Raw genomic sequence first — 26,048 nt, 5'->3', positions numbered from 1 at the left:
AAAGCAGAGTGCTATGGAAGAACCAACTCAACAGCCAAGCGACAACTCCATCCGTCAAGCTAACTCAATTGAGACCGAAGCAGAATTAGATGCAGCTATTTTAGCCGCCATTGAAAGAGCGAATGAGACTCATACTGTAGAATCGTCTGATAACGCTTCAGATAGCTACATTGATGCGGGTTTTGACATAGTCCTTATCGATCCGTCAGAGGTAATAGAGTCGCCCGATGATGAGCATGAAGCTTTATCTGGGCCAGTCCCGATTTCTCCGTCAGTAGAAGACGAAATGTTGTCTCAGTTTAGTGCTGACGACAGTCCTTCTATGTTGATGGGCATGATGATATCTTCTCCGTCACTAGCAGAGGAAATGCTGTGTCCGTTTGGTGCTGACGACAGTCCTTCTATGTTGCTGGGCATGATGATATCTCCGTCCTATCAAGAGTATGAGGCTGAAGATCTGTCTCCGCAAATCCCGATCGCTCCACCCGTAGAAGAAGTCAAGTTGCCTCAGCCTCAATCCGACGATGCAGTTCTGGGAGGTCAAAACCCAACATTGGCAAGTAGTCTGGTTTTGGGAGGACTCGAAGGTGTGAAGCGGCGATTGGCAAGTACTGCGGTTGAGCCAAAAATAGCCGCTCTCAAAGAAGCTTTGAAGTATGGTCAAGCAGGCTTAGACTTGGTGATTCAAGCTCTGAAAAACGAGTCGAAATCCATAGCTAAAGCCGTCTATTGGGAACTTCGTGGTTCTTCAGAACCGTTAGCGCAGAAGGCATTAAAACAATATAATCCTTATCAATTTTTGGAGTGTATTTTCTCTGGAGATTTAGCGAACAATGGGACGAATGCTATTGCGATTAGCCCGGATAGTCAAACTTTAGTCTGTGGCTGTAATAAAGACATCGTAATCTGGAACCTGCACACTGGAAAATGGCTGCGTACCCTTAAGGGGCACTTCAGCTTAGTTTATTGCGTTACCATCAGTCCGGATGGTCAAACCTTAGCGAGTAGCAGTCAAGATCGCACTATCAAACTGTGGAATCTGCACACAGGAAAACAGCTGCACACATTGAAAGGGCATTCAATAGAGGTCACTTCTGTCGCCATTAGCCCAGATGGTCTGACCTTGGTTAGTGGCAGTCTGGACGGAACCATTAAACGCTGGAATCTGTCCACAGGCCAAGAGCTGCAAACCCTGAAGGGACATTCAAGCGAGGTTAATTTCCTTGCCATCAGCCCAGATAATGTTACTTTAGTGAGTCAAGGTACAGATCGGATGGATAGTGCTGGTAGAACTAGAACCATAAAACTTTGGAATCTGCATACTGGCAAAGAGAGAAGTACCCTTAAAATGCCTTTAAGCCGTTGCGCCGCCATCAGCCCGGATCATCTTACCTGGGTTACTGGCAGTCGGGACGGAGGCATCAAACTTTGGAATCCGCACACCCGCACAGAGAGAAACACCCTCCAGGCGTTTGCAGGGCAGTCAGAGTTTGTGAGTGCCCTTGCAATCAGCCCAGATGGTCAAACCTTGTTTACTGGTAGTTATTTCGGAACCATTAAGCTCTGGAATATGGTCAGTGGGAAACAACTGCACACCATTGAGGGACACTCAAGCGATGTCAGTTCTATGGCTGTCAGCCCGGATGGTCAAACCTTAGTGAGTACGAGTGATGACGGAACTATCAAAGTATGGAGATAGCGGTAGTAGTTTCGCCAATCAGAATCATGTGGAAAGTATGAAACCGATTATCCCGACGAATGCCTCGCCACTCTGCCCCAGCACGACTCACCCCGAACAGAGAGAAAGCGTTGTATTTGGAGTGGTGGGCGGCACTGTAGAGTCACCACGGCTTGCCTATCTCCGGGAACCTCAACCCGTGACGGATGAGCTTTTGGCTGTATCCGGTTCAGTTGCCCCCACGGAGGTTTTTCGGTTTGCTGCCCCTTGTGCTGGTAGTGGCTGCAAGCATTTTGATGGTACTGATTGCCGTCTCATCCAGCGGATTGTGAACGTGCTGCCAACGGTTGTAGATGTACTGCCAGCTTGTCAACTACGCTCTAGCTGTCGATGGTGGCAACAAGAAGGGAAAGCTGCCTGTCTGCGCTGTCCGCAAGTTGTGACTAAAACTTATAACCCGTCTGACACACTGCGGCAAGTGGCGAGTCCGAGTAACAATGGTTAGAAGATGAAGCTAGAGCGCGTCTATACCGGGACTCATAATCGTCACTGCAACTCCCAAGCTACTTCCCTACTCAGCGAGGCTCAATCATGCAAACCTCTGCTAATTTTGTCCCGCAAATTTTGCAGAACTGAGCATCTTTATCATGGGACGGCAAGCCACAACCTGAACACAATTTCTCGACTTGGTTAGCTGTTTTGAGCAATTGCTTAATCAAATCCCCCAACTGCCAAGGAATCACAGCAATCCCCGTCAAAATCATTAAGACGGTTAGTAATCGACCACTTTCTGAAACGGGAGTAACATCCCCAAAGCCAACGGTTGTCATTGTTACAACAGAAAAATAGAACGCATCTAAAAACGTTCTGAATGCCTGAGAATTTGCTCCATGCTCGACTTGATAAATCAGTCCAGAATAAATAAAAAGAATCGTAAATAAAGTAAATAATATTCTGGCAAAAATTACACCATCTTCAGAGCTAATTCGTAAAAAATAAACTTTAAAATTGATAAAGCGAATTAATCGCAAAATTCGGAGCCATCTGAACATCCTAATAAATTGGATGTTTGTCAGCCTTAAAATAAAGGGTGTTATGGCAACTAAATCAAGCAGAGAAAAGGGTTTAAAAAAGAATTTTATTTTATCCTCAGCACACAAAAAACGGACTAAATACTCTGTAACAAAAATGATTCCAATTAACCTATCTAGGGTATCAACAATATTACGAACCGATGCAGGCAGAGGGTATGTTTGTGCTACAAAAATTGCAGAAGACAGCAAAATGAGCGCCAGAATGAACAAATTAACAGCTCTACCGATTGGCGTTTCAATGTCTTCTAGGTAATAAGCAACCCTGCGTCGCAGCGGTATCTTGGAAAACTTTACATCAGATTCCATGACTCTTACCAATCACCCAATGACGGCGGAAGAAGCGGGCAAGCGATGACTCTTCTAAAGATAAATAAATGGGGCGTCCGTGGGGACAGGTGCGAGGATTACGGGTACGTGTCCATTGGTCTAATAACGTCTGCATTTCGTCTAAGCTCAATTGAGTGCCATTGCGAATCGCACTGCGGCAAGCCGTTGCGACCTGAGCCGTTTGCAAGTCCCCACCTAAACTCAGTTCTAACAGAGCTGCTGCACAATCCTCTCGTTTTGTCAATAATGCTGGGGCATTGCGTACTGCCCACAGTTGTTCGCCAAAAGGCTCTACATCCAATCCTAATCGCTGAAGTTGCTCGACTTGAGCGGGTGTCAAATGGTTGAGAATCACTGGGGGTTCTAAAGGCACGATCTGCCAGCGATCGCATAATTGCTCGTACAAAACTCGTTCATGGGCAATATGCTGCTCTACCAACCACATCCCCGTCGGATGCTCTGCCAGGATATACATTTTGTGAACCTGAGCCACTGCCCGTAGTTCAATGATGCCAATTTCACGAGATTTATTAGTCTTTTCCTCGTCCTCTGGTGTGGGTTGAACTGAGCGACTTACGTTATAACCTGCTTTTTCTTCGGACACCTTGAGCAATGTTGTCACCCTCTGCAATTGGGTAGCTTCTGGGAGATTGGTTGGACTAATGCGTAAAGCTTGCTCGATCGCACGGGAGATTTGTTCCTGCCAGTAGGAGAGGGAATGTAAGTAAATTTCTGCTTTAGCTGGATGACGATTCCAGTCAATTAGACTGGGGCCAATCTGGAGGTGAACAAAGCAAATCGGGTAGCGCTCACGTGGGCAAGTGCGCGCCGTCGCGGCTAGGATTGTCTGCTCAAGTTCAGGCGATCGCACTAGGCGTCCGTTCGTCGCCACCCTTACCCAATCCGGGCGTCGCCGATGGCACCGATCCGGTAGCCCCAAAACGAGCTGGATTAAAGAATTTTGGATTTGAGATTTTGGATTTTGGATTTTAGGTTGAGAAGACAAGAGAGAAGGGGAGTTAGAAACCGAAGCTTCAGTGATAGCGTAGCGGGACGAAGCACCCAGGGAAGTGATTTCGCTACCTTGCACCTCTTGTCCCAATTCCCCATTGTCCGTAGGTGTGGGTACTTCTAGTGTGAGTTGTTGTAAGTCAGTTTGCCGTACCTGCCGTAAGATTTGGGGTAGGATTTGTTGGGCTGTCGTACCGGCACTGATGCTAAACCACGGACGATCATTTTGCTGCACTTGCCAGGTAATACGAGGATGGCACAGAGCAATTTGCTGAATTGTCGTTTGTACTGCTCGCAGTTGCTGTGGTATTGAGGGTAATCCCTTGCGGCGCACTGGCCAATTCCCAAATATATTAGAGACAATGACCACTGTACCCGGAGCGATCGCAACAGCTTCCTCTTGCCTGGGTTCACCTTGGGAGTTATATGTCACTCGCCAACCCTCAACATTCGGAGTCAGTCGGCTTAAAATCTCCAAATTGGCTAAAGCGGCTAAACTATGCAGCGCTTCTCCGCGAAATCCCAAACTGGTAATCTTCCATAAGTCATCACAGGTACGGATTTTGCTCGTGCTATGAGCAGTGGCGGCTTGTTGCAAATTCCTCAAGTCCATGCCACTTCCATTGTCTGCCACCCGTACTCGCCACTGGTCAGACCACACTGAAACAGCAATCCGCGTTGCACCCGCATCGAGGGCATTTTCCACCAACTCTCGCACCACGGCGGCTAAAGAGTCAATCACCTCACCAGCGGCAATGAGATTCACTACCTCCTTAGGTAAGGTTTGGATGCCAATGACCATAAGTTCCTAATTTAGTGGAGGCGCTTAATAGGCTACCCTTTTCGAGCTTAGCTCAAAAGTAACTTATATGCTCTTTTCATTGGTATCCAGTCTCAATCGAGATGGCTTGTCAGCAACAGTCAAGGAACGAAGCTACACCGAGTTAAAATCGCACGGTTCTATACTTGAGCGGTTGCTCTTAGACTCGAGCAATTGAGCAGAAAATATTTGGTTGAAATCGTTACCAGACTCCTCATCCTCAAATCCTCTGAGAGTGGATGGAGTGAGGGGCTTGCCTTCTGGGGCAGAAGTAGCGACCTCAAGCTCAAAGCAATACGACTTACCAAAATAAGAATCTTTCTAATTGAAAGTTTAGGATGACTTTATTATATTTGGCTTTCAAAAAAAACTCAATTTTGATAAATTTAATTGGAAATATAACTTATTAGAGAGAAAAAAATATCACTTTAGTCGTAAGAATTTACAGAATAAAATGGTGTTTTTTCAAGCCTGTAACTGACCCATTAGCACAGCATTGTCTGACTACACGACCCAAACCGCTATAATGCGAGTACTTCAGAAACAGAAGTACTATTCGCCAGAGGGCTAACCCATGACCGCTGCGATCGCCACACCCATCAATCACATTAAGTTGGCTCCTGGTAGTGCCATGATCATTTCTGGGCTAACCTGGAAGACCTATGAAGCATTGCTGCAAGACTTGGGAGATAATCGCCCGACTCGCATTGCCTATGATCAGGGAGTATTGGAGATCAGGATGCCAGGAGAACCGCACGAAATCGTCAATCGGCTGCTGGCAAAAATCATTACCATGCTAGCAATGGAGTTGGGGATAGAGGCCAATGATTTTGGTTCGACTACGCTGAATCGTGAAACCATTGATCGTGGGATTGAGCCAGATACCTGTTTCTACATCCAAAATGCTACACCAGGGCAAGGGATGGAAACGAAGGCATCAGAAAGTCTTCCCCCCGATTTGGCGTTGGAGGTAGATATTGCCAGCTCTTCAGCCAGCAAAATGTCGATCTATCGGGCAATGGAAGTTCCAGAAATCTGGTTGTATAGACGGCAGGTATTGAGCATTCAATGGCTTCAGGATGGGCAGTACACAGATGTAGTTAACAGCCGTGCTTTTCCTATGGTGAGTGTTGACCAGTTGAATCAGTGGATTGAACTGCGAAAAACGGAAACGGATCTGACTGTGTTGCGACAAGTGCAACGGTTTGGTCGGGAATGCATTAGGTAGAGTGGTGGCGATTGCATGATTGCACTGGTGAAGTCAATCTGGATTATAAACGCTGGGATGAACAGCTAGTGCAGGACATTGCAAATAGTAAATTAAAAGAGTTAGCCCAGGAGGTTATCGGTAAGGCAGTAGTGAGAGTTGATCGGTGAGTTCGAGAACGATCAGGGGGGGCGATCGGTGCGTCGCTCAGCTAATACCTCATCGGAGTGGACTTGGTAGTCATTTCAGTACTGCACCACTGCACCGATTATTACCACAAGCTAGCAACGTCGCAGAAAAAGTTGGCAGCGTCGCAACAAAGACGCCCCTTTTCAAGGATGAAAGAGTTGGTAGATTTGCCAATGATTTTAAGGAGATTGAAGATATTTTAGAGGAGGCTGTAAGAAAAGTTGATCCATCGAAAGTGAGTTCTGAGGTCTTTCACAACATCAACTTTTGCGATCGCAAAGGAATGATGCCAAAAGATTTATGCGATTCATTGCATAAAGTTAGACAAATCAGGGCTCTCCCGGACGAGAGTTGATTATTTATTCTTCAATCCCTTAATCTTTAGCAGGCTTCGAGCAACCTCATCTTATTTTCATAGAGTCCATTAACAATTGGAGTTAAACACATCTTCTCTCTCATCACTTGGTCAAATCTAAATAGCCCCTCTTTGAAGCTAACTTTCGGAGTCCAGCCATAAATTTCAAAAGCGCGTTGGTTGGACAGAATACTAACGCTCACATCGCTAGAACGAGCCGGAATAAATTCTTTCAGAATGATTCGACCAGAAACTTCTTCTATTGTTTCAACGATGTCCCTAACACTGTACCCCATGCCTGAAGAAATATTAACAATTGAAGACCCAGGGTTTTGAGCAACTAGTATCAGAGCTTCACTTACATCATCTATATATAGATAGTCTCTGATTGCCTCACCGTTACCATAGAGCTTGAGGACTCGGCTTGAGTAAGCACAATTCAAAGCCACAGCAATAATTCCTTGAGCTTTTGCAGGATTTTGTCCTGGCCCAAACGGGTTAGAGATTCGTAATATATTGATGTCTAGTGTCATTAAGCGGGCATGGAAATTCAGATAATTCTCAATGCTTAGCTTACTCTGACCATAGACTGACTTAGGGAGAAGAGGATGATATTCAGGGATAGGGGTTATTTTCGGTTCGCCATAAATCGTACCTCCGGAGGAGGCATAAACAATCTTTTTTACTCCATTAGCAAGGCTGTTTTCTACGAGTCGAACAGTTGACGAAAAATCGGATACGACATCATCATAACTGGTTGCCAGAATTGAACTCGGATAAGTGGTTGAGATCAGATGATAGATTACATCAATACCTTTTGTGGCTCGACACAAAGCCGCATTATCGTGAAAATCACCGTAGACAATTTCGATTCGATCTAAAATATCTTCCAAAAAAGAAAGAGAAGAAGTTGTACGAATAAAAATCCTCGGAAATTCACCTCTAGCCACTAAAGAACGCACGAGATTACCACCAATAAAACCAGTTGCCCCTAAAATTAGACTTCTCTGCATTTTTGCTTCTCTCTTCTCTGATTTAGCTGGTCGATCTACGCCTTGAAATCTATTATTAAGGGATTTCCTAAAAGTTTCCAACGTAAAATCACTGAATTCTGATTTACAGCTTTTCAGTATTACTACGGATGGGTACCATTTGCACAATGCTATCTACAGCATTTTTAAATGCTTCGTCAGCAACAAAATTGCTAATAGCCTTATTTGACAAGCATTTTTACTTTACATGTCAAATTAAAGTATTCTATAAATGCATAACAGACATTTCTAATCTGTTTGAATTGATACTGATTCTCTGTGAAGATGCGCTTGGTACAGTATGACTAACCTAATCTCACTAAGGTTCCCATTAAGGTTGAGTGACAATTCTTACTCTTAAGAACCTTTTGAATCCAAAACAAGATAATAAAATATGCGTCTTGTAAAGGTTAGGATATAGATGTTTGTTGAGGCGAAACTTATGGACTTACTGCCAGCTTGACAACTGTTTCGATGAGTTGAGCCGGATTTATGAGACTTGTGTAAAATTTCTCATTAGATTTTTAAATCTCGTATAAATTGTTCTCTCCCAGGCAAATATTTTTTGAAACACTCCAGGTAGTACAGCCCTTGCTTGAAGATAGGCCTTAGGAGAGGCATTCTGCCGGAATATCTCTAATGTTGCTATTCAACGGTAGGGTTACACGAAAGGTTGTACCAACTCCCACTTCACTACTCAGTATAATCCTGCCACCGTGTAATTCGACTGACTTTTGCACGATGGCTAAACCTAGACCTGTTCCAGGAATATCTCCTACATTTTTCGCCCGATGGAAGGACGCAAACAGTCGCTTTTGGTCTTCTGGGGGTATGCCAATTCCTTCATCTTTAACTTCAAAGATTACCTGTTTTTGCTCCGTGTAGCAGCTAAATAAAACGCTAGTATTGGAGGGTGAATATTTAATAGCATTTGATAATAAATTCGTCAAAATGTGTAGCAGAAGTTTTTCATCTATGCAACAAGGCTTGTAGGGTCCTGAGTAACTCAAGCTAATCTGATGCTTTTCACCGATTCCAAGTTGTAGTTCCTCAACTAAATTACTGCACAGGTTTTTCAGAACGATGGGTTTGGGATTGAACTCCAGTTTTCCGGCTTCAGCTTTGCTATATATCAACACATCATCTAACATTCCTGTCATCCGTTTGACAGCAGATTCAATCCGATGATAGTGTTTGAATTTCTTCTCTTCAGGCCAGATATCTCCGTAATGTTTCAGTAATTCACTAGAAGAAAAGATCGCCGTTAGGGGAGTACGGAACTCATGGCTTGCCATCGAAACAAAGTCAGATTTTAGTTCTCGGAGTTCTCTTTCCCGCTCGAGCGCCTTCATCATTTGGGCTTCTACGCGTTTGCGATCGCTAATATCTCGACCAATATAAACAAAGTTTTTTAAGCCTTCAATTTCTGTCGGAATCACTGAGCAGGAAAAGGCAATACAAATCTTTTCACCGGCTTTAGTTTCACAAAAAATCTCGACATCTTTGATAAATTGGCTCCAATTCGATGGCGATAAATTACGGGTTTCATGAAGAAAACATTCGTTATTAATTATCTTGGTGATTGGCTGATTAATTAGCTCTTCCTGACTATAACCAAATAAATCTTTAGCAAAGGGATTAACAGTTTTAATAATTCCTGCTTCTGTCGTTACTAACAGAGCATCTGCCATCGAAGTGATAATTTGATTAATATAATTTCTTGATGCCGTTAAATAACTAACTAAAAGATTAGCTTCATTGGTTCGCTGCGCCAAATCTTGCTCTAAAATCATTCTTTCCGTGGAATCTTCTATCAAGACAATTAACTGATTTTCTAAAGTCTCTTGATTGAGATAATTGTTGATGTATAAATCTAAGTAGAGAGAAGCTTTGGGGTCGGTTGAACGAGAAACTCCTTTTAACTCAAAATTAGTCTGCCGTCCTTCCAAAATCTCAATGAGAGTTTCTTCTATTCCTAGCAATTCCGGGAAGGAGGCGCGGACATCATTGCCCAGCTTCAGTGCCTCTGGGCAATCAGCGAAACGCTGTGCGCCATAGGATGCCTCTACAATTCTCAGGTTCTGATTCAGTGTGAGATATTCGTAACGTGGCGGTAAAATTTTTTTGAAAAGCACATTCATTTGGATTCTAGACTTTTTTCAGCTAATTGTTGAAACATCTGGTCAACGTATGCACCTGTCTTTGCTGAAGTTTGGTAGATTTCCACCACTTGCTCGCAATCCTTCACGGGAACCAATTCAGTGAGTTTGGCTAATTTCTCCTCATCCACTAAATCTGATTTATTTAAAGCAACAACAATCGCTCCTTTAGGATTAATGGATGAGAAGAGTTGAACATGCTCTGAAAGCCGCTCAATGGTTTCGAGGCGGCTGACATCGGCAACAACAACGGCTCCGCTGGCTCCCTGTAGGTAACTGGGGGTGATACCTTTAAACTTAGTGTGACCTTCCAAGTCCCAGATGAGCAACTGTAAATTCACGGATTCTACGAGTTTCCTGGAGATCTTGACTCCTACCGTGGAAAGATACTGGTCACTGAACTGGCGATCGACAAATCGGCGAATCAAGCTCGTCTTACCGACTCCGAAGTCACCCACCATGCAGATTTTCTTGGAGATAGTTGCCATGAAAATAGTTACTATTTGTTAATTTTTCAGTCTACAGCTCTCTTGTAACCTCCCGATGACTCTGATGCAAGAGGGAGGTCACTTGCAGATGAGCAGGAGATAGGAGCTTTATGGAAGGGATGAGGCGGTGATAGCGTTCACCAAGCATTCTTTTTAAGTGTCTAAACAGGACGCGCTAACGTCCAAGGCGTAGCGAGATCAAGTCCCAAGAGAAATTGACTCTGATTTTCTTCCCCCCTACCTTTGTGACTTTCCTTCGGGAGCGCCTTTGAGGAAGGCTCTGCGTCATTATTATTAAAACTCCGGTTCCCCTCCCCCCTTCTTGTACGGTTAGAGAAGTCATTGAGTTCAAGAGAGTTTTGATACAGGGAAAAGCCATTGCCGCAGGATTCTGAAATTTTGTAAGCGATGTGGAGAAAAATTTCATCAACGTATGAGCCAGTCTTGGCTGAAGTGAGATAGATTTTTGATACCTGCTCCCATTTATAAAGCTGAATTAGTGCTTCCCGTTGTTCCGGTTCAAGTAAATCACATTTATTCAAGGCGACGATGATAAACCCATTAGGATTGATGGCTAAAAATAGTTGAATATGCTCTGGAAGCCGTTCAATGGTTTCTGGGCGGGTGAGATCGGCAACGGCAATAGCTCCGATGCTTCCTTGTAAGTAAGTGGGAGCGATCGCCTTAAATCTAGGATGTCCTGTTATGCTCCAAATCAGTAACTGTAGATTCAGCTTGTACGGCGAGTTTACTCCTTGTAATTCTAGAGTTTTCCGGGAAATCTGTACCCCCAGGGTCGAAAGATATTCGTCACTGAACTGGCGGTCTACAAAGCGGCGAATCAGACTATTTTTGCCGACTTCAGATTCACCAATGATGCAGATTTTTTTAGAGATCAGTGACATGATAATAGATGCTTGTTACTCACCGCTGATTCCTCACTCACGCAGAACGGCTTAACCTTAAGGTGAAATTATCTCAAATTCTACACAACGACTTAATAGGGGGAGTTGCTCAGCACTTACACCAATGGGAGCATCTAGTGTCCCTTCAGTTTGCAGTCGTTTGGAATCAACGCCTTGAGCAACAAGAACGCCTTTTACCTTGTTTGCTCGTTCCAGTGCCAATTGCTGATTTTCAGTAGCCGTGCCTTTGGGGTCAGTATGGCCTATGATCTTGAGATGCTTGTTTGGGTACTGATCGAGAAATACCCTGATCTGAGCAATTTTTGAACGTTCTTCTGATTTGATCTCAGAGGAACCCTGGTCAAAGTAAAGGCGGGAAGCGATCGCTAGAGGCTGGAGTTGTACTGTGTTGCTGACGGACTTAACTCCAGGAATTTGCAAAAATGCTTTTGTGATTTTTTTCGCATCTTCCTGTTGAAGCACAGCTCCCTTTACGGTGACTGCCCCCTCAGTGTAATCAGCCCAAATCACAGCACCCTGGAGCTGATTTAGGAGATTAGCGACTCGCTTTACCTCAGCAGCCGCTAATACCGGATCGGGAGGCACTTCGACGGGGATGATGGTATTGTGGATTTTCAGTTTAGGTTCGACTTCCTGAGCAATTTTTGCGGCTTTTGAGCGGAGATATTGATTGGGCAACTTTCCGCTAAGCTTGATGGTTCCGAGATTGGCGTCTACCCCAACACGATAAAGGGCTAGCTCTGGATCGGATGCCAAGGCTAAGCTAACGTCTTCTTCTCGGCGGCGATCCGTTGAACTGAGATTGTGATAAATTCCTAGAGGTAGGGCAATTGCGCTGAACACCACAACACCGATTAGGATCAGAGCAACAGGGGGTTTAGCGTTGTGAGCCTCGGAAGCTGTCTCAGGTCGTTTTGTTAAATTTTCAAGGAACTGGTGTACCTCTTCAGGGACATTATCAGGGTCGCCATCAAATAATTCGATGGGTTTACCCTGTTTTTGCACAAGAGTACCCAGGGTACTGCGCATCTTCTGAATAAATGACTTGGGAGGTTCCCCTTTAGTCACCGCTGCTAGGTAACAGTATCCCGCCACTTCCAGAATAATTTTCGAGTCGCCATAGTCAATTTGATCGATCTCAGAAACACTTCCAGTCTGGGCGATCACATCATTCACAAAACTGCGAATTGCGGTGAGCATTCCTGCCACCATTTCCGACTCTAGGCGCTGGCTATCTGAGGGTTGCACTTCAGCAATCACCAATCCAGAGCTTTTGTGAATTAAAAACATCGCTTGGATGGTAAAAGGCATTGCCTCCCTGAAGATGAGTTCTGCCTCGGAAATGCCCTGCATCTTGGCACGAATTTTGCGAGAAAATCCCTCTATGCTGAAGGCATTCTCGACTTTTTCATTAATTGATTGAATGGCTTCCGCCATGTATTTAGAAATGGTACTGCCAATGACGGGATAGAGAGCATCCACCATTGCATCCCGCTCTAACATAATCTGTTCTTTGATCGCAGTTCCCATTTCGGGCCCCAGTGCCTTGGCTAAGGCTCCAGGAGAGTTGAGGACTTGTTTGGCAACGGCTTCTGGTATTACAGGAGCCAACGCTGTACTAATGGCGACGATATCCTGTTGAGCTCGACGCTGAATCATCTCATCAACAACAGGAGCGATCGCACGAGCAACGTCTTCCCTGGCATCGGTAACTTTTAGAGTCAAGATTTCGGCAATTAAAGGCAGAAGTAAATTAATTAATTCTGCGGGTTCATAAATCTGATGCTCAAGAGCCTCTACTTTCTTTTTAAATTCTGCGATCGCCTGACGAGAATCCATTACTTCTTGAGTCAGGAGCAGGCGTTGCCAGCGCTCAAATAGGGTGATGGAATTCTCTACATCTTGATTAGCCGTTGCGCCAATGGAGTGAGTGCTATACTCGTTTCGTTGAGCTTTTTGCCAGTGAGATTCAAGCAACTGATTAAAAATTTGTTCGGGCGGCGTCTCTAAGATTTTGGACTGACTCAAATCCACTTCAGGGGGAGCGGGCTGGTTGTTAGACTCTTGCTCTTTTTGTTGCTGTTCTGGCTGATGAGGCTGAGATAGCCCGTTTGGCGAAAATTCAAGGGATTGAGATAAAAGGGATGAGTTTTTAGACTCTTCTTGTTGCTGTTCTGGCTGATGAGACTGAGATCGTCTGTTTTGTAAATATTCAACAACTAAAGATAGAAGGGATGGTTTTTTAGACTCTTCTTGTTGCTGTTCTGGCTGATGAGACTGAGAAAGTCTGTTGGCTTCTCCTTCCTCCACGCGGAGTGAGTCTTTTAGCACTAAAGAGTTATCGGCTAAATTCGTAGTCTCTTGAGGTGGCTCTTCCTTTAGCTCAGACTGAATTAGAGTGAGGCTCTCAGGCTCCCATGTAGGCGATCGCATTGCATGAAGCTCATCAGCCTTTGTTGGTGTATTCTGGTATTCCTCCACCGATAGAGAACCCTGAGATTCACCCTGGCTGCGTACATCTTTCTGAGCCAGAGTAGATTCCTCTTTAGGTTTTTGCGCTGAATTGAGAATTTGTAAATCAGCCAATAAATCCACCAATCCTTTTAGCTGGGAGCTACCCGATGGATTTTCTTTTGATGAAGCCATAGTCTAATCTGCTTCCCCTAAATCTTCACTTAGGCGGGTAGATGTCACCCGATGAAAATCTTACTGGAGCCAAAAATTTTAAACCCCAGAAATTTAATCAAGCAACTCTACCACTTAGGGCTAGTTGGTAGTTGAGTTCACTCTGAAACTTTGCTGGCTTCTATTAAGAGAACATCATTCGACTCATTGTTGTTACTCACTTCTTTAAGCTCTTTAGCCAAGTCAGTGCCTTTTAGCCTTAAGCCCAGCTCAAATAGAATGTCTGCCATATCATTTCGGGAAACCTTGGCGCTAGTAAGTAGTGAGAACCGCTTTTCCAGTTCATCAAGAATTAGAGACTTGAGATTTCGAGTATCGTCTTGAAGCTTTTCTCTAGTTTCCAAGAGTTCTTTACGAATCGATGTTGTCTGGCTGACGAGTGTTTTATCAATTGATTCTAGACTGCCAGAAAAATTTTGGTAACTGCGATCGATGAGTTGCCGAATATCAGCGTTATCTTTCTGAAAGGTCAGGTTGAGAGACTTGATTCTTTGCTCTAAAGAGTCAACAGATGAGCGGAGTTCCGTCAAGCAGTCAGTTTTGACATGCTCAATGCGATCGTGCATTTCTTTCTCTAGCAAAGATAAGTGAGATTCTAACTTATCGATCCGACTGTCATATTCTTGAAGTTTAGGGCCAAATATTATATCACGAATTAGGTCTATATTCCCCATTCGTTCTCGCATTTCTTCTTGACTAATGTCCCTCATGTTTTTCCCTCTCATGGGTAGTCGTTATTGTGTACGAAGGTCGTATTTGAGGCTATGCCATTACTCGATAACAACCCAGCCTCTTGATTTTCTCTTAAAAGCAGCGCTTTCCCGACGATTGCCATCACTATAACAAAGATCGCTGTTTGCTTAGGAATGCAAGTCTTGTGGAAGCGTTCCACACAAAGTTAAAAAACAACAGCAGTATAGCGACCAATGGTACTATTGCCAAAGCCGACGCCGAGGTAGTCCGTTAAGACGTTGATGGGTGTCCGAGAGCAGCGCTGGTATATCAAGTTCACAGGGGCATCGAGGTAGGCAGTCACCACAACTGGTGCAACGATTACCCTTGACTCCGGGAAACCAGTGACCGGCGTTTTCAAACATTTGATAGCGATATTGACTGAAGTCAGTCATGTCGTAAGCTACAGCAAGGTTCCGCAACCTTAAAATTTCTGGAATGTGGATGTTTTCTGGGCAAGGGAGGCAAGCGTAACACTGGCTACAGCGATCCGTTTCCAAGGCATTCTCCGCTTGAGTTTCCAGACGCCGAAGTGCTTCAACTTCCATCGGTGTTAGAGACTCATCTTGGTGAGCAACCCTCAGCGGAGCCCTTAGTTCATCGGGGTTAGCCGGACCCACACTAAGGGTGGTAATGCGGCGATCGCTCAGGCAAAATCGATAATTCAGCTCCAAGGGCGAGAAGGGATGACAGAGTTGTTCTAGCTTGGGCGGTGGAGTGTACAGGCGTCCTCCCTTGTCGGCTGGGGAGATGATGAAGATGCCCATATCTCGGCGATGGGCTAACTCAACTGCTGCTGTATGGCGCTGGAAGAAGTAATAGTAATGGAGATTAACGAATTCAAATAAATCAGTATTAATTGCCGCTAAAATAACCTCTAGTGGAGCATGAGTGGAGAAGCCGACATGCCGTACCCGCCCCTGTGCCACCGCTTCTCGTACCGCCTGCATACAACCCTTTGGGGACTCCACCCAAGCGAGATGCTCCCAGGTATTGATGCCATGAATGGCTAAACAATCTAAATAGTCAAGTTGGAGGCGTTCTAGGGACTCATCGAGCCATTGACGCATCAAGTCCGCATCCGGCGTTGGTGGCAGCTTTGTGGTGATGTGTAGCTGCTCTCGCGGCACATTGAGTTCTGTTCTCAGGATGTTGCCCAGATACTGTTCGCTCTTACCGTAACCCCTAGCGGTTTCCAGGTGGTTAATCCCTTGAGCGATCGCGTGTTGTACAGTTTGAAAAGCCTCTAACTCAGAGGCTAAACAGCGCATGGTTCCTAGGGAAAAGACCGAAAGAAGCAGATTCGTTTTCCCAAACCGTCGATAACGCATTTTAAGCTCTCAGCATCCAGCTATCAGCCTTCAGCTTACTGATTTCCACCCACTTTCTTCAAGGTGACCGAGAAGGGGATGGGGTTGAACGTTGGGAAGTTGCAGGTTTCAGGTTAGCCGATTAACCTTCTAACATTCAACCTTCCTACACATTCAACCTTCTAACATTCAACCTTCTAACATTTAACCCAGTTCCCTCGCTGACCGAACAATTGAAGGCCAAGCTAGGAGTCTGGGCCAGTTTTATATCCCCGGCGCTGGGTAAAATCTTCGGGTCGAATGTTGGCGACAAAGTCCCGAAAGGCACGTCTTTCTTCTTCATCAGCGTCTCGGTCTACTGGAATAGAAGCATCGGCAACCACCTCTTCCATAACCCAGATGGGGCTACCCGTCCGCAGAGCGATCGCGATCGCGTCACTGGGACGAGCATCAATCTCTTTCTTGGCTTCCCCCTGACGCACACTTAGGATGGCGTAGAAGGTATTATCCTGAAGCGAGTGAATGATAATCTTCTCCAGCTTCATGTTCCATCCTTCCAGCAGATTGACGATGAGGTCATGGGTGAGAGGCCGGGGAGGTGCTTGTTTTTCCAAAGCGCTGATAATTGCCTTTGCTTGATCTTGCCCGATATAAATGGGCAAGGCTCGTCTGTCCGAGGAATCCTTGAGCATTACAATCGGACTCTTGGTAATAGCATCTATTGCAATTCCAGCAACTCTCATTTCAATCATCGGCTTAGCCTCTATAACACGGTCAGCATCACGGGCATCAAAGCAGAGCGGTAAAATAGTACTCTACGGCAAGCGACTCGAACATACACGGCTAGTTTTGTTCTCATCACTTGACCGAGCAACCGTAATATCAGCCCTTGAGAACCTAATTTAATCGGGATCAACAAGGTGGTATTCTCCAAGTATGCCCCAGTCTCAGGACGATTGCTTTGGGACTTCACGAAAAAAACATACAGGGTGATGGAGACTTAACCCAGACAGGGATTGGGGACGGCGAAGACTTGGGGGAGTCTCCGAGGTCAAGCGGATGGCGATGGGTAGATGGACGGACAATGGAAATTTTTCAGAGAGTCTATGCCACTCCCTCCTTGTCTCTTTGCCCCCTCGCTAACTTATAGTCGCGACATCGCCACTCATTAGGAGGAATTAAACAAGAAACGGTGTTTACAGGATTAATACAAGCCCTTGGAACCCTTCGATCGCTCGGTGGCGATCACTTCGATGTGTCCTGTCGCACTGACGCCTCGGAGCTAATCTTACAGGATTTAGCGATTGGTGACAGCGTCGCTGTCGATGGAATTTGTCTAACTGTAGAGAAGATTTTATCTCATGGTTTTGTGGCAACGGCTTCAGATGAAACCCTGTACCGCACAACTCTGGGGCAACGACAGTATGCAGCTCCTTATGTCAATTTAGAAACGTCAATGCGAGTCGGGGGCAAGTTAGGTGGGCACTTTGTCACAGGCCATATTGACGGAGTGGGTTGTTTGCAGGAGTCGGTACAAACACCTAATTCCTGGGAGATGTGTTTCACGGCCCCGGCATCCTTAACCAACCAGTGGCACTGCCAAATTGCCCGCTATCTCATTCCGAAAGGTAGCATCGCGGTTAACGGCGTGAGTTTGACGATTGCTGATTGTGACCCCCAAGGTAGCTGGTTCAAAGCAGCGGTGATTCCTCATACCTATGCCCAAACAAATCTGTGCTACCTACAGATTGGCGGCTGGGTCAATCTAGAAAGTGATATCCTCGGCAAGTATGTCAACAAGCTGCTCGGTCACCGCGTATCTCCATCTGAGCAGCTAGAGGACATTACACCTGCCTTTCTGGCAGAACATGGGTATCTTTAAGGTTGAAAGTTGAAAGTTTCCAAGTTGAAAGTTTCTAAGGCAACCTTCAATCTCCCTTCAAAAGTAAGAATAATTCAGTTAAAATCTCCCTTTTTAAGGAAAATTTAAGGTGAGATAAAATAGTGTTATACAAGTTGCATTCAAATGTATATGTAGCATCAAATTTAGCTCTCACGTTGCCATAGTGGTATCTGAATTACAAACTCCGTACCCTGCTCCAGCACGCTTTCGCAGTGTAGCTGACCGCCATGTTTTTCGACTACAATTTGATAGCTAATGGACAATCCCAGACCTGTACCAGCCCCTACAGCTTTGGTGGTATAGAAGGGGTCGAATATTCTCCCTTTTACTTGTTCCGTCATACCTAGCCCGTTGTCTGCAATCCGGATTGCTACCTCGCCATTGCTGAGTACCTCGGTACTAATCCGAAGACAAGGGGTTGAAGGTTGCAGGTTGGAGAGGGTTAAAGGTTGCAGGTTAGAAGGTTGAAAGTTAGAAGACTGTTTTGAATTTTCAACATTCAACTCTTGAGAACCTACTCCTGTCGGGCGTTGCCCGCCCACTGACGCTCCTTCGTCGCTATCGCTTCGCGTAACGCTAACGGGGAACGCTGACGCTCGTTCGCCCTTCGCGCCGTCCCTTGGGCGAAGACTCGCTAACGCTGACGCTCGTAGCTCGCTATCGCTTTGCGTCACGCTATCGTGACCAACATTCAACTCTTCCAAGGCATTGTTAGCGTAGTGGGATGCGCTAGCATCCCAGCGATACGCGATAGCATCTATTGCATTGCTGATTAAATTCATAAACACCTGATTCAGGTGTCCCACGTAGCACTCAACTAGAGGCAGGTTGCCGTACTCTTTAATCACCTGAATTTCAAGATGCTTTCCTTGAGCCTTCAGGCGATTTTGCAAAATCATCAGCGTACTATCAAGCCCTTCGTGAATATCGACGGCTTTAATCTCTGCTTCGGCGTGGCGGGAGAAGTTACGCAGCGCACCGATAATCTCACAAATTCGCTCTGCCCCAACCTTCATTGAACCCAACAGTTTTGGTAAATCTTCAATCAGGAACTTTAGATCGATCTCTTCAATTTTTGAGGAGATTTCTGGAGTAGGATTGGGGTATTGCTCCTGATATAGCTGTATTAACCCTAAGAGGTCTTGGGTGTAGCTTTCAGCATGAGAAAGATTGCCAGAAATAAAGGTAACGGGGTTGTTAATTTCGTGAGCTACCCCAGCAACTAACTGTCCCAAGCTGGACATTTTTTCACTTTGCACCAACTGAGCTTGTGTTTTTTGGAGTTCACTTAAAGTTTGTTCTAGCTGCTGTGCTTGGGTAAGGGCTGTCTGTGTTGCCATGCGGCTTTGCTGATAGAGTTGGGCTTGTTGGAGTGCGATCGCTACCTGGGTGGAAAGTAATTTAAGCAAATCGATTTCAAAGTGCTGCCACTGCCGTGGACTGCTACAGTGATAGGCAACCAGCAGTCCCCACAACTGTTCCCCTTGGATGATGGGTACGACTAATTTAGCTCTAACCTGAAACTGAGCTAGTAAATCAATGTGACATGGGCTTAGTCCTCCTGCGTAGATATCCTCTAGAACTTGGATACGACCCTCTTGGTAAGGTCGAACATAATCTATCTCAAAGCAATGATCATAGAATTTAGCGCCCAAGATCGGAGTCCACCCCTCATCTACAGATTCCACTGCCACAACTCCACTCCAATCTGGCTCGAAGCGGAAAATGATCGTTCGATCGCAGGCAAGAAATTGCCGAACTTCAGCGACTGTCGTGTTGAGAATCTCTTCTAGGTTAAGGGACTGGCGAATACGCTGGGCGCTTTGGGCAATTAATCGCTCTTTGAGAAATTGCTGCTGGAGTGCTGCTTCTGCCTGCTGGCGTTGCGCGATATCTGCTTGTGAGTGTGCGTAAAGTTCAGATTTCTGAATTGCGATCGCAGCCTGAGTAGCTAATGATTTGAGTAAATCAATCTCCGACGGCTGCCATTGCCGTGTCTCACTACACTGCTGTGCCACCAGGAGTCCCCACAACTGTTCCTCTTGCACAATCGGCACCACCAAGTTGGCTCTAACTTGAAAGCGAGCCAGTAGATCGACGTGACAGGGGGTGAGATTTGCTGTGTAGATATCCTCTAGAGCTTGGATTCGTCCCTGTTGGTAAAGCTGGAAATATTTTTCTGCAAAGTAGCAATCGTTGATAATTGTTCCCGAAATGCTTCTCCAATCAGAGCCTACCGATTCTACAACGACAACCCCGCTCTGGTGGGATTCTAAGCGATAAATAATCACGCGATCGCACTCAATAAATTGCCGCACTTCGGCGACTGTTGTCTTGAGAATCTCCTCCAAGTTCAAAGAATGGTGGATGCGTTGCGTCATGCGAGCAATCAGTTGCTCCCTCTTGACCTGTTGTCGCAGTGCTGCCTCTGCCTGCTTGCGCTCACTAATGTCCCGCGAGGCACATTGAATTTCTAGGATTGCACCGGTCTGTGGGTCTCGTATGGTACGGCAGGTTGTTTCCAGCCAGATGTAATGTCCGTCTTTACAATGGTGACGATAGGCAACGGTATAAGTCACTGGCAATTCCAGGATGGTCGCATGACTTTTTCTGATTTGGGCTAAATCATCTGGATGGAAAAATTCATAAGCCGAGTGCCCGACTAGATCTTCAGGATCATAGCCCAGAAGCGTCTGGCAGGCCGGTGAAGCATAGAGAAAAATTCCCTCCTCTGGCGTATGGCGCGAGATCATATCAGTAGAGTTCTCTGCTATCAGTCGGAATCGTGCCTCACTCTCTCGTAGCGCCTCTTCTGCTTGCTTGCGCTCGCTGATATCCTCCGAGACACCAACAAAGCTTTCGAGTTGCCCTGCCTGATTGCGAACTGGAAAGCCGCGTTCCCCTATCCAACGCACTGACCCATCAGGCTGTGTAATCCGATATTCGTGGGAAAACCCACTTTGCCTGTGTTGTTCAAAGGCGGCAAGGACTCGCTCCCGATCATCGGGATGAATCGCCTCGATAAACGATCTGGGTTGAGCGTACAGACTCGCGCAAGTGCGCCCCCAGATTGACTCGTATGCAGGACTAACGTACAACATTTGAGTGAGTTCTGGGTTGGCCATCCAGAAGACCTCATGGATATTCTCCGCCATTTGCCGGAAACGTTCTTCGCTCTGGCGCAGTGCCTCTTCAGCTTGCTTGCGTTGTGTGATATCCAATGAGATACCCGCTACTGCCTCTATTTGTCCCAAAGCATCCTTGATGGGAAACTTGACAGTGTGGAAGTAGTGCCGCCCATCGGCAACATCAATGAATTCCTCAGCGATGACAGAAGCCCCCGTATCAAGAACCTGTTGATTCACCTGCTTGAACTGCTGCGTTACGGTTGGCGGGAACAGTCGCTCGATCAAGTAACCGATCGCCTCCTCTCGCTGGATGCCGATCAATTCTTCCCAGGCACGGTTGACCAAGCGCAAGCGCTGCTCGTCAGCCGTAACAATGTAAATGGGTGCTGGTGTATAGTCCAATAATTTGACTAGAAACTCCTGCGTCGAGCGCAGCCTTTCCTCTGTCTGTTTGTATTGGGTGATATCCGTAATGGTGCCAATGTAGCCTATTAAAGTTCCGGTTTCGTCTTTTTCGGCGACGGCTTGACCTAGAACCCAAGTAGTCTTACCATCGGGATGTTGAACCCGATACTCACAGTGAAATGGTATCTTTTCTTGTGCTGAGCGATACCATTCAGCAAAGACACGTTCTTTGTCTTCTGGATACAGGACTTGCGCCCAACCGCTTCCCTCAGCCTCTGCTGCCGTAATTCCAGCAATCTCACACCAGTACTCATTGACAAATGAATAATGTCCTGCGATATCTGTGCGAAATATTGCTACAGGTAATACGGATACTAAGGTGCCGTCATGGAGTTTACACTCCGATGTGCCTGTCTCCATCGCGTTAAATATTTCCGTATAACGATTTAATTAAAAAATACAAAATCGCAGAACTGTTGCAGCTTTTTTTTTGTGCGATTTTATACTTGCCTATTATTTAGGATGTCATTCTTGGAGATAATGGTTCATCTTTATTACTAAAATGCAACATTATGAACATCTACTGTTGGGTAGACATTGATATTTTATTAATCACTGGACTTAGCTTTCTTTGAGCCTTGAGCTGGTGCGATGGCCTTCTCTTTCCTTCGGAACGCCTAGGGCGAACGAGACGCTACGCGAACGGCACCAGTGAAGCTGATTGCTTGTCTCAATATCAGCTATAGCAAAAGGCGGAAGGCACCGCAGCAAAGCGTGAGGAGGCAGAAGGCAGAAGACAGAAGGAATGCCTTCGTCCAATGCCTGCGACTGAAAGGAGCAAGGGTTTCAATCGCCCACCATATCTTTGATTTAGTGGCTGCCAATGGGGATAGGTCAAAATCTCCTTCCATTTGGTTACCTTCTGCCTTCCTTCTTCTGCCTTCTTCAGCTCACCCCCTACCTCACGCTCGCTTCTAAAAACCTCGTTGCGGAACTGACTCGGGTGTAGCCTGCGCGACTTGTAGCGATTTCATGAATTGTCCTAGAGCATACTCAATATTGGCTCCGGCATCCAACGCCACCCAGCCGTTGGGAGTTTGATGCCGCCATTCAAAGTGTAAGTGGGGACCCGTAGAAAGACCGGTGGTGCCAACCCGTCCAATGACATTTCCCTGTTCCACCTGATCACCGGGTTGGACAAAGATTTCTGAAAGGTGACCGTAGAGGGTTAAGTCCTTGCCATCTGGACGTTGTACAACTACGGTTAGACCGTAGCCGCCCATAAAATCAGCCGTAATCACCTGCCCTGCAACAGCGGCGAGTACGGGAGTCCCTTCCGCTGCCCCTATATCAGTACCAGCGTGAAAACGGTAATCTCCCGTAATAGGATGAATCCGCCAACCAAATAGTGAGCTGACGGCGCTAGGGATTGCCAGAGGAAACATGAAATTAGCATTACCGACATTGGGACGCCCTTCTGGTCGGCTGGTCAGATTGTAGTAAGCCTGACCCCCTGATGAGGTCGAACCCTCTGGGAAAGAGAAGGATGCAGCGGGTAATAAATCGACGGGTCGGGGAGAATACGCAGAGTATGTCTTTTGCCGAGGTTGGTGAATGCCCCTGAGCCTCAATCTGGCTGAACCGAGCTTAACAGACCCAGTAGAGGCAACTAATTGTGTCGGTAGTCTTTTTACTCCAGCTAGCTGCGGTTCCTGAGTGGTTACTTTATCCAGTTGGAGCACCTGTGTTGTTACTTTAGCCAGTTGGAGTGCCTGAGTGGTTACTTTAGCCAGCCGAGGTTCTTGAACGGTACGACTGAAGTTATCCGTTGGTTGACTTGCTGTGAGTCGGTTTGCTAGTTCTGGGTTGATAGTGTTTTTGTTCGCGATGTCTCTTGTGGTCGTTTGTCGCGTTGCTGTTTGTTGACTAGGCGCGGCGACACCACAGATTCCACTCAAAAGTTGCCCATTTTGCGATACAGTTCTACAACCTGTTGAGCGATCGCTCAGGACAACAGAAGCAGGTTTCTCCTTGCTATCAGTTGATCCAATACTGTAGTCAGTGCGGTCAATGTACTGATTAGTGGGTGCATCGGGAGCTTTGGCACTCTCTTCAGGGGTTTGGCTAGGGTTGAGATAGCTCTTAGGAGGCTGGGCTACAGTTTCGGTGTCGGCTATAGACAAGTCAGGCGCAGCCAATGTGGGTTTGTTTGAGACAGAAATGACGGGGCCTAGTGCCTCAGCTGTGCGTCTGAGGGTAGGAGGTTTCTTGAAGGCGACCTCTGGTGATGGTTTTGGGGTAGAGGGTTTCCTGAGCGCCGTTTCTGGTTTGCGTCGTGAAGCAGACGGTTTCCTGGAGGCTGTCTCTGCTGTTCGTGATGGGGAAGGTTTTTTCGCCGCGATGGGGGCGGGGGGTGGGGCTGGAGCTACGTGTTCACGATTGGCTCTGGGTGCTGAATTCACGGGCACAATAATCGTGGTCACTACTGGCTTGCGTCTGGCTGGAGGTTCCGGTGCCGGTGCCGATGCCGCTTTGACCGTAGTGGCAGGGGGTGCACTTGCCTGATCTACAAAGGAATCCGTTTGCGCGATCACAAGACTGCTGCTGAGTATACTGAAACCACCCACTAAACTCAATCCTGCCATCAGCTTAGGAGACCGATAGAAGAGGCTTAAAGGGGTGTAATCAGACCCAGATTTGGCTTTTTTTGTCATTTCCGACTCATTCCTCATCACGTAAGTAAGTTATTAGAAAGAATAAAGAGTTTCGGTCAATCAATGTGCTGAACAATACAAACTTGCTTTGGTAATTCACCCTTTAATAATTACCCGTGATAACCAAGACTGATTGTACCGGGCTTGAGGCAAATTTCTGTAGGGGCTGCCGCCGAGTTTAAGCAGATTCTTAGCTCTCCACTGGGGGTGACGCCCGTGATCATGCCGGGGTTGCCATCAACAATAACTTGGCGTCCAAGACTATCCAGTAACTCTAGATAAGACAGTAACAAGCTGTCTATTCCCTGCTCTGACCAGCGTTGGTATCCGAATTTGATGCCTTGTATCACGATTGCCGCTAACTGCTCCAAGGACGTAACCCTTGAACGTGGACTTAACTGTTCTTCACAAAAGGATTGCAGGGCTATGCCCGTTTCCGGGACAGCATTGCTCCAGTTAATGCCGACACCCACGACGGCTTTGGTAATTTGACCCTGATGCACGCGGGTTTCGGTTAGAATACCCCCTAGTTTGCGCCCCAACAGCAGTAAGTCATTAGGCCACTTGAGGAAGACTGGTATATCGTAACTCCTCAAGGCTGTGGCAATACCCCATGCACTACACAGGGTTAGCTGAGCGCTATTAGATGCCTGAAGATTGGGAGCTAAAGCGAGAGATAAGTAGAGTCCACCCAGTGTCGATTGCCATTGACGCCCCCACTGGCCCCGTCCGGCTGTCTGTTGTTGGGCAATGATAACAGTTCCACTTGCCGCCCCTTGGTTGAGTAATTCCCAGAGGGTTTGGTTGGTAGAAGGAAGCGTTTCAAATACCTGGAGAGACATCCCTTGAGGTTGCCCGATTTCTGGGAGGTTGTCGTGTACAGATAGCTGCTCTCTCACGTCCTGGAGAGCGACCTTAAACTGTTGCTGATTAAATCCCATTATTACGGGAGCGAAGTAAATCGTTGCCTACGTTAGCATAGATCAACTAAGATTTCACAAATCCGGGACTTAAGGGCAGCTGTTCTACAAGGTCATAGAGCGTGATTGAAACAATTATTCAAAATACTGTAATGCATACTTGGCACTGGCAGACCTGGGAAGAATTGCCTTATCTGACCTGTAGCCTTCTCCAAGACTGGGAACACGGCTTTTTCACGTCAGCGTTTTCGCCCCGTGTACCGTCGGAAATTGTGGGCGTACTCCAGCCTGAGGCTCAGGTTTATCGCGTTAAACAAGTACACGGCAACACAGTACTGACCCCTTCGGAGATAGAAAACGCCATCCCTGTGCACCAAGAAGGGCAAGAGGAGGTAGAAAGACCCTCAGCTGATGGTATCCTGACGGAGCAACCTCAGCAGGCGGTGTGGGTTTGTACCGCAGACTGTACGCCTGTACTCATTGCAGATGAAAAAACGGGTCAAGTGGCAGCAGTACATGCGGGTTGGCGGGGCACTGCTACTCGAATCGTACCGAATGCGATCGCACGATTGATTAACTCCGGTAGTCGGTTGGAAGATTTGCGGATTGCGATGGGGCCTGCGATCGCTGGTGAGGTGTATCAGGTATCCGAGGCGGTCGCGTCTGAAGTAGGGGCGAGCATTATACCACAAGATAAAGCAGAATCGCTAGAGGCTATTCTGGATTTCTTGCAGCAGCTACCCGACTCCCCCATACTCGAAGACGCGCATCCGGGACGAGTGCGCTTAGATGTGCGGCGGGTGAATGCGATACAGTTGGAACAACTGGGTATCAGTGCTGAGCAAGTTGCGATCGCGCCTTACTGCACTTACCAAAAACCCGAGCATTTCTTCTCTTATCGCCGGGATAAGCTCAAAAAAGTCCAGTGGTCGGGGATTGTGAGTAAGACACGCAACTAAAAGTGTG

General features: G+C 46.5%; 21 protein-coding genes. 7 read left to right on the top strand and 14 right to left on the bottom strand.

Going from position 1 to position 26,048, the window contains the following annotated elements; translation table 11 throughout:
* Positions 1–13: 13 nt before the first annotated feature.
* Positions 14–1,699, top strand: coding sequence for a WD40 repeat domain-containing protein (locus tag V6C93_RS05965; protein ID WP_333475736.1), 1,686 nt, complete (start codon positions 14–16; stop codon positions 1,697–1,699).
* 37 nt (positions 1,700–1,736) lie between these two features.
* Positions 1,737–2,183, top strand: coding sequence for a nitrogen fixation protein (locus V6C93_RS05960; protein ID WP_349262623.1), 447 nt, complete (start codon positions 1,737–1,739; stop codon positions 2,181–2,183).
* A gap of 70 nt (positions 2,184–2,253) precedes the next feature.
* On the opposite strand, the gene V6C93_RS05955 is transcribed toward V6C93_RS05960, so the two are convergent.
* Together V6C93_RS05955 and mutL are read right to left on the bottom strand one after the other, a co-directional pair.
* Positions 2,254–3,078: an ion transporter gene (locus V6C93_RS05955; RefSeq protein WP_333475734.1), complete on the bottom strand. Its 825-nt coding sequence runs from the start codon at positions 3,076–3,078 to the stop codon at positions 2,254–2,256.
* On the bottom strand, positions 3,068–4,912 hold the full coding sequence (gene mutL / locus V6C93_RS05950) for a DNA mismatch repair endonuclease MutL (RefSeq protein ID WP_333475733.1): 1,845 nt from the start codon (positions 4,910–4,912) through the stop codon (positions 3,068–3,070). Before mutL ends, V6C93_RS05955 begins: the two co-directional genes overlap by 11 nt.
* 592 nt (positions 4,913–5,504) lie before the next feature.
* On the opposite strand from mutL, the gene V6C93_RS05945 reads away from it, so the two are divergent.
* The 3 genes from V6C93_RS05945 to V6C93_RS05935 are packed head-to-tail and all read left to right on the top strand — an operon-like array spanning position 5,505 to position 6,681.
* Entirely contained in the window at positions 5,505–6,158 is a 654-nt protein-coding gene (locus V6C93_RS05945) for a Uma2 family endonuclease (protein ID WP_333475732.1), read from the top strand.
* 11 nt (positions 6,159–6,169) lie between these two features.
* A complete protein-coding gene (locus V6C93_RS05940) occupies positions 6,170–6,307 on the top strand; it encodes a hypothetical protein (RefSeq protein ID WP_333475731.1) in 138 nt (45 codons plus the stop codon).
* Positions 6,304–6,681: a hypothetical protein gene (locus tag V6C93_RS05935; RefSeq protein WP_333475730.1), complete on the top strand. Its 378-nt coding sequence runs from the start codon at positions 6,304–6,306 to the stop codon at positions 6,679–6,681. The genes V6C93_RS05940 and V6C93_RS05935 overlap by 4 nt, the downstream gene beginning before the upstream one ends.
* Before the next feature lie 26 nt (positions 6,682–6,707).
* Here V6C93_RS05935 and V6C93_RS05930 read toward each other — a convergent pair whose 3' ends face one another.
* The 9 genes from V6C93_RS05930 to V6C93_RS05890 form a co-directional block, all read right to left on the bottom strand.
* Complete coding sequence (locus V6C93_RS05930) at positions 6,708–7,775, bottom strand: NAD-dependent epimerase/dehydratase family protein (RefSeq protein ID WP_333475729.1); 1,068 nt, start codon at positions 7,773–7,775, stop codon at positions 6,708–6,710.
* 545 nt (positions 7,776–8,320) lie between these two features.
* Positions 8,321–9,853, bottom strand: a complete 1,533-nt coding sequence (locus V6C93_RS05925; RefSeq protein ID WP_333475728.1) for a sensor histidine kinase — start codon at positions 9,851–9,853, stop codon at positions 8,321–8,323.
* Positions 9,850–10,359 (bottom strand): Rab family GTPase, encoded by a 510-nt coding sequence (locus tag V6C93_RS05920; RefSeq protein WP_333475727.1) that lies wholly within the window; start codon positions 10,357–10,359, stop codon positions 9,850–9,852. Before V6C93_RS05920 ends, V6C93_RS05925 begins: the two co-directional genes overlap by 4 nt.
* 161 nt (positions 10,360–10,520) lie before the next feature.
* The gene (locus tag V6C93_RS05915) at positions 10,521–11,264 is read right to left on the bottom strand and encodes a Rab family GTPase (RefSeq protein WP_333475726.1); all 744 of its coding nucleotides are present in this window, start codon (positions 11,262–11,264) and stop codon (positions 10,521–10,523) included.
* Positions 11,265–11,321: 57 nt separating this feature from the next.
* A complete protein-coding gene (locus V6C93_RS05910; RefSeq protein WP_333475725.1) occupies positions 11,322–13,931 on the bottom strand; it encodes an OmpA family protein in 2,610 nt (869 codons plus the stop codon).
* A 137-nt stretch (positions 13,932–14,068) separates the two neighbouring features.
* The gene (locus tag V6C93_RS05905) at positions 14,069–14,680 is read right to left on the bottom strand and encodes a hypothetical protein (RefSeq protein ID WP_333475724.1); all 612 of its coding nucleotides are present in this window, start codon (positions 14,678–14,680) and stop codon (positions 14,069–14,071) included.
* Between the two features lie 222 nt (positions 14,681–14,902).
* Positions 14,903–16,033, bottom strand: a complete 1,131-nt coding sequence (locus V6C93_RS05900) for an aldo/keto reductase (protein ID WP_333475723.1) — start codon at positions 16,031–16,033, stop codon at positions 14,903–14,905.
* A gap of 224 nt (positions 16,034–16,257) precedes the next feature.
* Positions 16,258–16,764 carry a bifunctional nuclease family protein gene (locus V6C93_RS05895; RefSeq protein ID WP_333475722.1) on the bottom strand — a complete coding sequence of 169 codons (507 nt, stop codon included), beginning with the start codon at positions 16,762–16,764 and terminating at the stop codon, positions 16,258–16,260.
* 11 nt (positions 16,765–16,775) lie between these two features.
* The gene (locus V6C93_RS05890) at positions 16,776–16,931 is read right to left on the bottom strand and encodes a hypothetical protein (protein WP_333475721.1); all 156 of its coding nucleotides are present in this window, start codon (positions 16,929–16,931) and stop codon (positions 16,776–16,778) included.
* Positions 16,932–17,204: 273 nt separating this feature from the next.
* On the opposite strand from V6C93_RS05890, the gene V6C93_RS05885 reads away from it, so the two are divergent.
* Entirely contained in the window at positions 17,205–17,894 is a 690-nt protein-coding gene (locus V6C93_RS05885; RefSeq protein ID WP_333475720.1) for a riboflavin synthase, read from the top strand.
* A gap of 164 nt (positions 17,895–18,058) precedes the next feature.
* On the opposite strand, the gene V6C93_RS05880 is transcribed toward V6C93_RS05885, so the two are convergent.
* The 3 genes from V6C93_RS05880 to V6C93_RS05870 all read right to left on the bottom strand — a co-directional run bounded on the left by V6C93_RS05880 (position 18,059) and on the right by V6C93_RS05870 (position 25,103).
* Positions 18,059–21,868, bottom strand: a complete 3,810-nt coding sequence (locus V6C93_RS05880) for a PAS domain S-box protein (RefSeq protein WP_333475719.1) — start codon at positions 21,866–21,868, stop codon at positions 18,059–18,061.
* A gap of 554 nt (positions 21,869–22,422) precedes the next feature.
* Positions 22,423–24,162: a M23 family metallopeptidase gene (locus V6C93_RS05875; RefSeq protein WP_333475718.1), complete on the bottom strand. Its 1,740-nt coding sequence runs from the start codon at positions 24,160–24,162 to the stop codon at positions 22,423–22,425.
* 110 nt (positions 24,163–24,272) lie between these two features.
* Positions 24,273–25,103, bottom strand: a complete 831-nt coding sequence (locus tag V6C93_RS05870; protein WP_333475717.1) for a biotin--[acetyl-CoA-carboxylase] ligase — start codon at positions 25,101–25,103, stop codon at positions 24,273–24,275.
* Between the two features lie 131 nt (positions 25,104–25,234).
* On the opposite strand from V6C93_RS05870, the gene pgeF reads away from it, so the two are divergent.
* Positions 25,235–26,041 carry a peptidoglycan editing factor PgeF gene (pgeF, locus tag V6C93_RS05865; RefSeq protein WP_333475716.1) on the top strand — a complete coding sequence of 269 codons (807 nt, stop codon included), beginning with the start codon at positions 25,235–25,237 and terminating at the stop codon, positions 26,039–26,041.
* Positions 26,042–26,048 lie beyond the last annotated feature (7 nt).

The organism is Allocoleopsis sp., assembly GCF_036703385.1.
Taxonomy (GTDB): Bacteria; Cyanobacteriota; Cyanobacteriia; order Cyanobacteriales; family Coleofasciculaceae; genus Allocoleopsis.
This window is presented reverse-complemented; position numbering and strand designations above follow the sequence as displayed.

Coding starts and splice junctions, on each gene's coding strand:
- V6C93_RS05965 (WP_333475736.1), top strand. CDS start 14: ATGGAAGAACCAACTCAACAGCCAAGCGACAACTCCATCCGTCAAGCT.
- V6C93_RS05960 (WP_349262623.1), top strand. CDS start 1,737: ATGAAACCGATTATCCCGACGAATGCCTCGCCACTCTGCCCCAGCACG.
- V6C93_RS05955 (WP_333475734.1), bottom strand. CDS start 3,078: ATGGAATCTGATGTAAAGTTTTCCAAGATACCGCTGCGACGCAGGGTT.
- mutL (WP_333475733.1), bottom strand. CDS start 4,912: ATGGTCATTGGCATCCAAACCTTACCTAAGGAGGTAGTGAATCTCATT.
- V6C93_RS05945 (WP_333475732.1), top strand. CDS start 5,505: ATGACCGCTGCGATCGCCACACCCATCAATCACATTAAGTTGGCTCCT.
- V6C93_RS05925 (WP_333475728.1), bottom strand. CDS start 9,853: ATGAATGTGCTTTTCAAAAAAATTTTACCGCCACGTTACGAATATCTC.
- V6C93_RS05920 (WP_333475727.1), bottom strand. CDS start 10,359: ATGGCAACTATCTCCAAGAAAATCTGCATGGTGGGTGACTTCGGAGTC.
- V6C93_RS05915 (WP_333475726.1), bottom strand. CDS start 11,264: ATGTCACTGATCTCTAAAAAAATCTGCATCATTGGTGAATCTGAAGTC.
- V6C93_RS05910 (WP_333475725.1), bottom strand. CDS start 13,931: ATGGCTTCATCAAAAGAAAATCCATCGGGTAGCTCCCAGCTAAAAGGA.
- V6C93_RS05905 (WP_333475724.1), bottom strand. CDS start 14,680: ATGAGGGACATTAGTCAAGAAGAAATGCGAGAACGAATGGGGAATATA.
- V6C93_RS05900 (WP_333475723.1), bottom strand. CDS start 16,033: ATGCGTTATCGACGGTTTGGGAAAACGAATCTGCTTCTTTCGGTCTTT.
- V6C93_RS05895 (WP_333475722.1), bottom strand. CDS start 16,764: ATGATTGAAATGAGAGTTGCTGGAATTGCAATAGATGCTATTACCAAG.
- V6C93_RS05880 (WP_333475719.1), bottom strand. CDS start 21,868: ATGGAGACAGGCACATCGGAGTGTAAACTCCATGACGGCACCTTAGTA.
- V6C93_RS05875 (WP_333475718.1), bottom strand. CDS start 24,162: ATGACAAAAAAAGCCAAATCTGGGTCTGATTACACCCCTTTAAGCCTC.
- V6C93_RS05870 (WP_333475717.1), bottom strand. CDS start 25,103: ATGGGATTTAATCAGCAACAGTTTAAGGTCGCTCTCCAGGACGTGAGA.
- pgeF (WP_333475716.1), top strand. CDS start 25,235: ATGCATACTTGGCACTGGCAGACCTGGGAAGAATTGCCTTATCTGACC.